Origin of the sequence: Streptomyces sp. HSW2009 (assembly GCF_040240285.1) — a bacterium.
GTDB lineage: Bacteria > Actinomycetota > Actinomycetes > Streptomycetales > Streptomycetaceae > Streptomyces.
Genome location: NZ_JBEHZD010000382.1, coordinates 1 through 7,942, shown reverse-complemented (window position 1 = coordinate 7,942; position 7,942 = coordinate 1). Strand labels below are relative to the sequence as shown.

Below are 7,942 nucleotides of genomic sequence, written 5' to 3'. Positions count from 1 at the left end.
CGGCCCTCCCGGCACCGCCCCGCCCCGTCCCGTCTTTGGCTGCCCTCCCGGCACCGCCCCGCCCCGTCCTTGGCTCCCCTTCCGGCCGGCGGGCCCGTACGCCGGCAGGCCCGTACGCCGACGACAGGTGGCCGCGGCCGGCCGGGGGCACGGAAAGCCGGTGAGTACGCGGCACCGTGCCGGGCCGCGTTCCCTGGGCCAGGTGGGGGGATCGCCGCGCTCCGCTCCGCGCCGCGCCGCCCCCGCAGCGCCGCCAACTCGCCCGCCCGGCGCATCATGACACCGTGCCCGGGCGACCCGGCGCGCCGCCGGCAGCGGCAACCGTCCGGCGCGGCGCGGGCGTCTTGGCCTGGGGGCCGGTCCCGCGCCGACGGCCGGGGCGCCGGCCCCGAGCGCGCAACAGGCCCAGCAGGTGCAGCGAGCCCAGAAGGTGAGGTGTGCGGAGATGACCACCGTCCGCTGGGGAGGCGGCCCACCACATCCCGCGCCACCGGGTGGCGGCCCACTGCCACCGCAGCCCGGACCACCGCCACCGACACCACCACCGCCCCCAGGCGCCCCGGACCCCGTGCCGCGCCCGCGCGGTTGGCCCTCGCTCCTGCGGCTGGTGCTCCGGGTGCCGCCCGGCGCGCTGGTCTTCCTGCTTCCCGTACTGCTCCTGTTCTCCCCGTTCCTGGTGCTGTACGCGCTCGCGCGCAGCGCCCGCCTCACCGCGTGGCGCGTCTTCGTCCGTACCGCAGCCCCGGCCCCCGTCCTTGACCCGACCATGGCGCGGCTCAGGCGGCTCAGGACCTGGGCCGCGGTCGGGTGCTCGATCGCGGTGCTCGCGGTCTTCGGCAACATGGCGGACGTGGGCCAGGAACTGTCGGCCCACTGGGTCGCGTTGGCACTCACGCCCTGGCTGCTCATCGTCAGCGCGCCGGTCGTCCTCGGCGTCCTCATCTGGTGCGCACCGCCCGCCCGCCGCCCCGCCATGCGCGCCGCACTACGCGGCCCACTGCGCCAACTCGGATTGTTCTTCGGCTCGTTGGCGATGGTGCCGGCCCTGTTCTACGGTCTCGACCTGGCCAACCCCTCCCATGTGGGCGGTTCCCTGGGAACCCTGCTGGTGCTCGCGAGCATCGCCGTCTGCATCTGGTCGGTCTTCCTGTTCCTGTTCGCCGCGGCCACCGTCGTCCGTACCGGCTTCGGCGTGGCCGCCGTCCACCCCGCCGCCCCAGCACTGCTGACCTGCGTCCTGGTCGGGGAACTCGCCGCCATCGGCGGCCTGCCCAGCGGCCCGCCCGTCATTGCGTACGTCTTCCTCGTCGGCGGCCCGGCCACTGTGACAGCCCTCGCGTACTGGGAGATCCGCCGGCTGCGCACCCGGTACGGCGTGCGGCTGCGCGGCTGAGGGTTGGGCGGGGCCGTCGGGCGGCGGGCCCCGGTCCCGCCGCCTTCCCGCCGCGGCCCGGTGCCAGCCGCGCCGGCCGCGCCACCGCGCCCGGCGTCCTCACCCTCTCGCCGCGCTCACACCGCCCACCACACCGCCGTATCGGCGGGCAGTTCGCGCAGGCCCCCCGTCGCGGGGGCGAGTCCGGCGCTGGAGACGAGGACGGGGCCGGGCTCGGGCAGCGCGATGGGGCGTGCGGTGGTGTTGACCGTGCACTGCACGCTGCCCTGGGGCGCCGTGCGCCGGAAGGAGAGCACCCCGTCGGGAGCCGGCAGCCACTGCACCGCGTCACCCGCGCCCAGCGCCGGCTGCTCGCGCCGTACCGTCAGCGCCCGCCGGTACAGCTCCAGCGTCGAGTCCGGGTCCCCGGTCTGCGCGGCCACGCTCAACGGGGCCCAGTCCGCCGGCTGCGGCAGCCAACTCGGGCCGCCGGGCTCGGGCCCGAAGCCGTACGGCGGGGCCTCGCCCGACCAGGGCAGCGGCACCCGGCAGCCGTCGCGCAGCCCGTCCTGCCCGGTGCCGCGCCGGAACGAGGGGTCCTGCCGCACCTCGTCGGGAAGGTCCGTGACCTCGGGCAGTCCGAGCTCCTCGCCCTGGTAGAGGTAGGCCGAGCCGGGCAGCGCCAGCATCAGCAGGGTCGCGGCCCTGGCCCGCCGCAGGCCCTGCGCACGGTCCAGCTCAAGGCCCGGCCCAGCGTCCCGGTCGGCGTAGCGGGTGGCGTGTCGTACGACGTCGTGGTTGGAGAGCACCCAGGTGGTGGCGGCGCCGACCGGGCGCATCGCGTCCAGCGAGGCGTCGATGACGGTGCGCAGCGCGGCGGCGTCCCACTCGGCGGTGAGGAAGTGGAAGTTGAACGCCTGGTGGAGCTCGTCGGGGCGCAGGTAGCGGGCGGTGCGCTCGGCGCTCGGGGTCCATGCCTCGGCGACGCCGATGCGCTGGCCCGGGTACTCGTCGAGAACCGCGCGCCAACTCCGGTAGACGGCGTGCACCCCGTCCTGGTCGAAGAAGGGCAGCGGCTCGCTGCCGAGCAGCCTGAGCTGACCGCTGTGGCCGACGTCCGGCCGCCCGGCGGCCTTGACCAGCCCGTGCGCCACGTCGATGCGGAAGCCGTCGATGCCCAGGTCGAGCCAGAACCGCAGGATCGAGCGGAACTCGTCGTGCACGGCCGGGTGGTCCCAGTTGAAGTCGGGCTGCTCCGGCGCGAACAGGTGCAGGTACCAGTCGCCCGGGCTGCCGTCCGGGTCGGTGGTACGCGTCCAGGCGGGCCCGCCGAAGATGGACTCCCAGTCGTTGGGCGGCAGTTGACCGCCCGGGCCCTTGCCTGGTCGGAAGTGGAAGCGGTCGCGCAGCGCGGACCCCGGCCCCTCCCGCAGCGCCCGCCGGAACCAGGCGTGCTGGTCGGAACAGTGGTTGGGCACCAGGTCCACGATCACCCGCAACTCCAGGGCGTGGGCGCGTTCGATGACGGCTTCGGCGTCGGCGATGGTGCCGAACATGGGGTCGATGGCCCGGTAGTCGGCGACGTCGTACCCGGCGTCGGCCTGCGGCGACGCGTAGAAGGGGCTGAGCCAGACGGCGTCGACGCCCAGCTCCCGCAGGTGCGGCAGCCGGCGGCGGACGCCCTCCAGATCGCCCATCCCGTCGCCGTCGGCGTCGGCGAAGCTGCGCGGATAGACCTGGTAGATGACGGCGTCACGCCACCAGTCGCGGTGCCGCCCGCCGGCCACCGCGGACCGGCCAGCGTCCTTTGGTTCGGAACCGGTGCGCCGGTCGGGCCGGGTGCCCTGGTCGAGCCCGGCGGGCTGCTCCGCCCCGGCGCCCGGGTCGGCTCCGGCGGGCAGGTCGGATGCGGCAGGCAGGTCGGTGGGTGCCGTACCGGGAGGGGCGGCGAGGTGCTCGGTCATGTCATCCCTGGGGTGCTCGGGTCCGGGGCGGCGCCCGGCCGCTGGGGCCGGTGGCTGGCCGCGGGGCTGCCCGGCGACGCGGCGCGGGTCGCACGCCGCTTGCGGCCGGGCTGAGGTGGTCGGTGAGTCGGCGGGGCGATGGGGGTGGGGATGGGGATGGGGATGGGGCGGCTGTGGGTGAGCCGGCCGTGGGTGGGGTGGGCCCAACGGACCGGTTCCTGCCGGAGCAGCCCTGCCGGACCGGCCCGGCAGGATCGGCCCCGGATGGACCGACCCGGGCGGACCGGTTCTGGGCGGACCGGTTCTGGATGGACCGGCCCCGGATCGCATGGGCTCCGGCCGTACGGGCCCCGGGCGGAGGAGTCTCGGCGGCAGGGCCCCGTAGCAGAGCCCGGGCGGCGGGCCCTGCTGGACCGGCTGCGGGTGGGCCGGTCCCGTGGGCCCTGGTCGGGTGAACCTGCGCGGGTGGGCTGGTTCCGGTGGGCCGCCGGTGGGCGGGGCCGTGCGGGGCCGCGGGCGTGCGCCGCGGCGCGCCGGCGCCCCGGGGGGCGGCGGGGGGGGGGGGGTTTCTAAGGTTGCGGGGGGCGGGGTGTGGTCGGGGGGGTGGCGGAAGGGGGGGACCGGGGGGGGGGGGGGGGGGGGGGGGGGGGGGGGGGGCCGGGGCCGCGACGGCGCCCGGTGGGTCGTCTCTCGGGTCGTGGTCAGGCGGGTCGGGGTCGCCGGTCGGGGGTCGCGGGGGTGCGTACGGGCGGTCACGGCCGCCGGTGCCGGGGCCCGGGCGGCGACGTTGCCGCGCGGGCCGGTCGTTCCTCTCGGGTGTGTCTGCCGCCCGCACCGCCGGGCCACAGCCGCACCCGGCCGGACCCGCACGCGCCTGCCCGGCCGGCCCGGCCCCGTACCGGCGGTGCGGGCGGGGCGGGGACGGCGACCCCGCCCCCGGCACCGGGCTGGCGAGGAACGTAACAGGGCTGCAAGACGACCGAAAGAGCTTGCCGGATTTTTCCATCGCACCCGTGAAGGGCCGCCCCCATGCGCCCATCCGACAGCTTCAGCACGCCCTTGACAGGCAGGTGAGCGGGGTATTACGACACCCGCGCCGGCCTGCGGGCGATCATGCAAGCTCTTGCAGGAAGGCACATCCGGGCACAAGCCCTCCGGGCGTCCGCACCGGCCAGGACGGTGCTGCGCCGCGCCGTGGCCGACCGGTACAGTCCCACGTCATGACCGCACGGCTCGCTGACATCGCAGCCCAGGCGGGGGTCAGCGAGGCCACCGTGAGCCGGGTGCTCAACGAGAAGCCCGGCGTGGCCGCGGCCACCCGGGCCAGCGTGCTCGCCGCCCTCGACGTGCTCGGCTACGAGCGCCCGCTGCGGCTGCGCCAGCGCAGCGCCGGGCTCGTCGGGCTGATCACCCCCGAGTTGGAGAACCCGATCTTCCCCGCGCTCGCCCAGGTCATCGGGCAGGCCCTCACCCGCCAGGGCTACACGCCGGTACTGGCCACTCAGACCGCAGGCGGCCCCACCGAGGACGAGCTGACCGAGATGCTGCTCGACCGCGGCGTCGCCGGCCTGATCGTGGTGTCGGGGCTGCACGCGGACACCACCGCCGACCCCCGCCGCTACGCCAGGCTGCGGGCCCGGGGCCTGCCGCTGGTGCTGGTGGACGGGTACGCGCCGGCGGTGCGGGCGCCGTTCATCTCCCCCGACGACCGGGCCGCGATGGAGCTGGCCATCACCCATCTGGCGGCGCTCGGGCACCGGCGGATCGGGCTGGCGCTCGGCCCGCGCCGGTTCGTACCGGTCCAGCGCAAGATCGAGGGGTTCCAGCGCGGCATGCGGCAGCGGCTGGGGCTGGCGGCCGAGGAGTGCGCGGAGCTCATCGAACACTCGCTGTACACCCTGGAGGGCGGCCGGGCCGCCGGCGGCGCGCTGCTCGACCGGGGCGTGACGGCGGTGGTGTGCGCCAGCGACATGATGGCGCTCGGCACGGTGCGGGCGGCCAGGGAGCGCGGGCTGCGGGTGCCGCAGGAGGTGTCGGTCGTCGGCTTCGACGACTCGCCGCTGATCGCCTTCACCGACCCACCGCTGACCACGGTCCGCAAGCCGGTACGGGCCATGGGGCAGGCCGCGGTGCGGGCTCTCCTGGAGGAGATCGGCGGCGCACACCCCACGCAGCCGCCCGACACCGCCGACACCCCGCTGCACAGCGAGTTCGTCTTCCTCCCGGAGCTGGTCGTACGGGGATCGACGGCGCCGGCCCCACCCGGCACACACGCCCCGGCCGAACCGCTCCGCTAGGGCCCTGAGCGGCGCAGACGCGACCCGCGGGGGCCTGGCGGGTGGGCAACGTCTGGCAGACTGGGTTTCTATGGGTGAAGCGATTTTGAGGACCCCGGACGACCGGACGGCAGCTCTCCCGCCACCCATGGAGGAGCGCGCGGAGCCCCGCCCGCCGGCCGCCGGCACCAGGCTGGCCAGGCGGCGGGCGCCGCGCAGGCCGCGCCTGTGGTTCGAGATCCTGCTGATCGCCGTCAGCTACTGGACGTACTCGCTCATCCGCAACGCCGTCCCCACCCAGCAGGCCACCGCACTGCGCAACGCCGACTGGATCTGGGACGCCGAACAGCACCTCGGGCTGGCCGTCGAGCGCGGCGTCAACCACGGCGTCAACTCGGTGACCTGGCTGATCGTGGGGATGAACTACTACTACGCCACGCTGCACTTCGTGGTGACCATCGGCGTGCTGGTGTGGATCTACCGCTGGCACCCCGGCCGGTACGCGGCGGTGCGGCTGGTGCTCTTCGCGACCACCGCGGTGGCCCTGGTCGGCTTCTACTTCTTCCCGCTGGCCCCGCCCCGGCTGATGCCGGACATGGACTTCATCGACACCGTCATCGTCCACCGCACCTGGGGCTCACTGGCCTCCGGGAACCTGTCGGAGGTCTCCAACCAGTACGCGGCCATGCCGTCCATGCACATCGGCTGGTCGACCTGGTGCGGCATCACGATCGCCGCGCTGGCCGGGCCGCGCTGGGTCAAGGCGCTGGGCGTGCTCTACCCGGTGGCGACCCTGGTGGTGATCGTCGCCACCGCCAACCACTTCTGGCTGGACGCCGTCGGCGGCCTGATCTGCCTGGCCTTCGGCTTCGCCGTCACCGCCGCCTGGTACGCGTCATCGCCGTACCGGCTGCCGCAGCACATCGCGCACGCGGGCGCGCGCACCGCCACCCGGCAGGGTGCCCCGACGGCGGCGGGTACGGAAGCGGGTACGGCCCCGCGCCCGCCCCCCCCCCCCCCCCCCCCCCCCCCCCCCCCCCCAACGACGACCACGGCCCCGGCCCCGGCTGACTCTCCCGAACCCGAACCCGAGCCCGGCTCCTCACTGGTCCCGCCGGCGGCTCCGCCGGGGCGCGAGGCGGCTCAGGGGACCCGGCCCGCTCCACCAGCCGACCCGGGCTCCGCCCCGACCGCCCCGGGCACGGCGGCCACCTCGGGCACGGCGCCCGCTCTAGGCGCGGCAGTGCCGGCCGACGACGGCGACGGCGCGCCGCACACCTCCTGACCAGGTCCCCGCGCGCGGCCCGCCCCGGGGTCCACGCCCCGGCTCACCCCGCGTAGTCGTAGAACAGCCGCTCCATCACCGCGCGGGCGCGGCGCGTCGTGCGGCGGTAGTCGTCGACCATTTCGCCGACGTGGCCCGGCTCGTAACCGAGGTAGCGGCCGACCGCGGCCAGTTCGCGGCCGTCGGCCGGGAAGGTGTCGCCGGGCCGGCCCCGGACCAGCATCACCGCGTTGCGCACCCGGGTGGCCAGCACCCACGCCTCGTCCAGGGTCTGCGCGTCGTCGGTGTCCAGGAGACCGGCGGCGTGCGCGGCGGCCAGCGCGACCCGGGTGCGGGTGGTGCGCAGCCCCGGCTCGGACCAGCCGTGCCGCAGTTGCAGCAGTTGCACCGTCCACTCGACGTCGGAGAGGCCGCCGCGGCCGAGCTTGGTGTGCGTGGTGGGGTCGGCGCCGCGGGGCAGCCGCTCGGACTCCATCCGCGCCTTGAGCCGGCGGATCTCGCGTACGGCGTCCTCACCGATGCCGTCCACCGGGTACCGCAGCGGGTCGATGAGCTCGATGAACCGCTCCCCCAGATCGGCGTCGCCGGCCACCGGCTCGGCCCGCAGCAGCGCCTGGCTCTCCCACACCTTGGCCCAGCGCCGGTAGTAGGCGGCGTACGAGGCCAGGGTGCGCACCAGCGGGCCGGACTTGCCCTCCGGGCGCAGATCGGCGTCGATCAGCAACGGCGGGTCGGTGGTGGGGAGTTGGAGCAGTCGGCGCATCTCGTTGGCGACGGCGAACGCCGCCCGCGCGGCCTCCTGCTCGTCGACGCCCGGGCGCGGGTCGTGGACGAAGAGCACGTCGGCGTCGGAGCCGTAGCCCAGTTCGTGGCCGCCGAAGCGGCCCACGCCGATCACCGCGAACCGGGTGGGCAGGGTCTCGCCCCAGGCGTCGCGGACGGCGGCGCGCAGCGCGCCGGCGAGGGTGGCCGCGTTGATGTCGGAGAGCGCGGAGCCGACCGCGTCGGCTGCGGCGCCGGCGTCGAGACCGGCCGGTGGGGCGCC

Annotated in this window: 5 protein-coding genes; 3 read left to right on the top strand and 2 right to left on the bottom strand. The window is 76.0% G+C overall.

Going from position 1 to position 7,942, the window contains the following annotated elements:
* The first annotated feature begins 568 nt into the window (after positions 1 to 568).
* The gene (locus tag AAHZ94_RS23975; protein WP_349995120.1) at positions 569 to 1,393 is read left to right on the top strand and encodes a hypothetical protein; all 825 of its coding nucleotides are present in this window, start codon (positions 569 to 571) and stop codon (positions 1,391 to 1,393) included.
* A 116-nt stretch (positions 1,394 to 1,509) separates the two neighbouring features.
* On the opposite strand, the gene AAHZ94_RS23970 is transcribed toward AAHZ94_RS23975, so the two are convergent.
* On the bottom strand, positions 1,510 to 3,336 hold the full coding sequence (locus AAHZ94_RS23970) for a glycoside hydrolase family 13 protein (protein ID WP_349995119.1): 1,827 nt from the start codon (positions 3,334 to 3,336) through the stop codon (positions 1,510 to 1,512).
* Between the two features lie 1,220 nt (positions 3,337 to 4,556).
* Here AAHZ94_RS23970 and AAHZ94_RS23965 point away from each other — a divergent pair.
* Together AAHZ94_RS23965 and AAHZ94_RS23960 are read left to right on the top strand one after the other, a co-directional pair.
* Positions 4,557 to 5,633: a LacI family DNA-binding transcriptional regulator gene (locus AAHZ94_RS23965; protein ID WP_349995117.1), complete on the top strand. Its 1,077-nt coding sequence runs from the start codon at positions 4,557 to 4,559 to the stop codon at positions 5,631 to 5,633.
* Between the two features lie 70 nt (positions 5,634 to 5,703).
* Entirely contained in the window at positions 5,704 to 6,897 is a 1,194-nt protein-coding gene (locus AAHZ94_RS23960; protein WP_349995115.1) for a phosphatase PAP2 family protein, read from the top strand.
* A 43-nt stretch (positions 6,898 to 6,940) separates the two neighbouring features.
* On the opposite strand, the gene AAHZ94_RS23955 is transcribed toward AAHZ94_RS23960, so the two are convergent.
* The coding region (locus AAHZ94_RS23955; RefSeq protein ID WP_502964764.1) for a [protein-PII] uridylyltransferase family protein at positions 6,941 to 7,942 on the bottom strand (1,002 nt) is incomplete at its 5' end.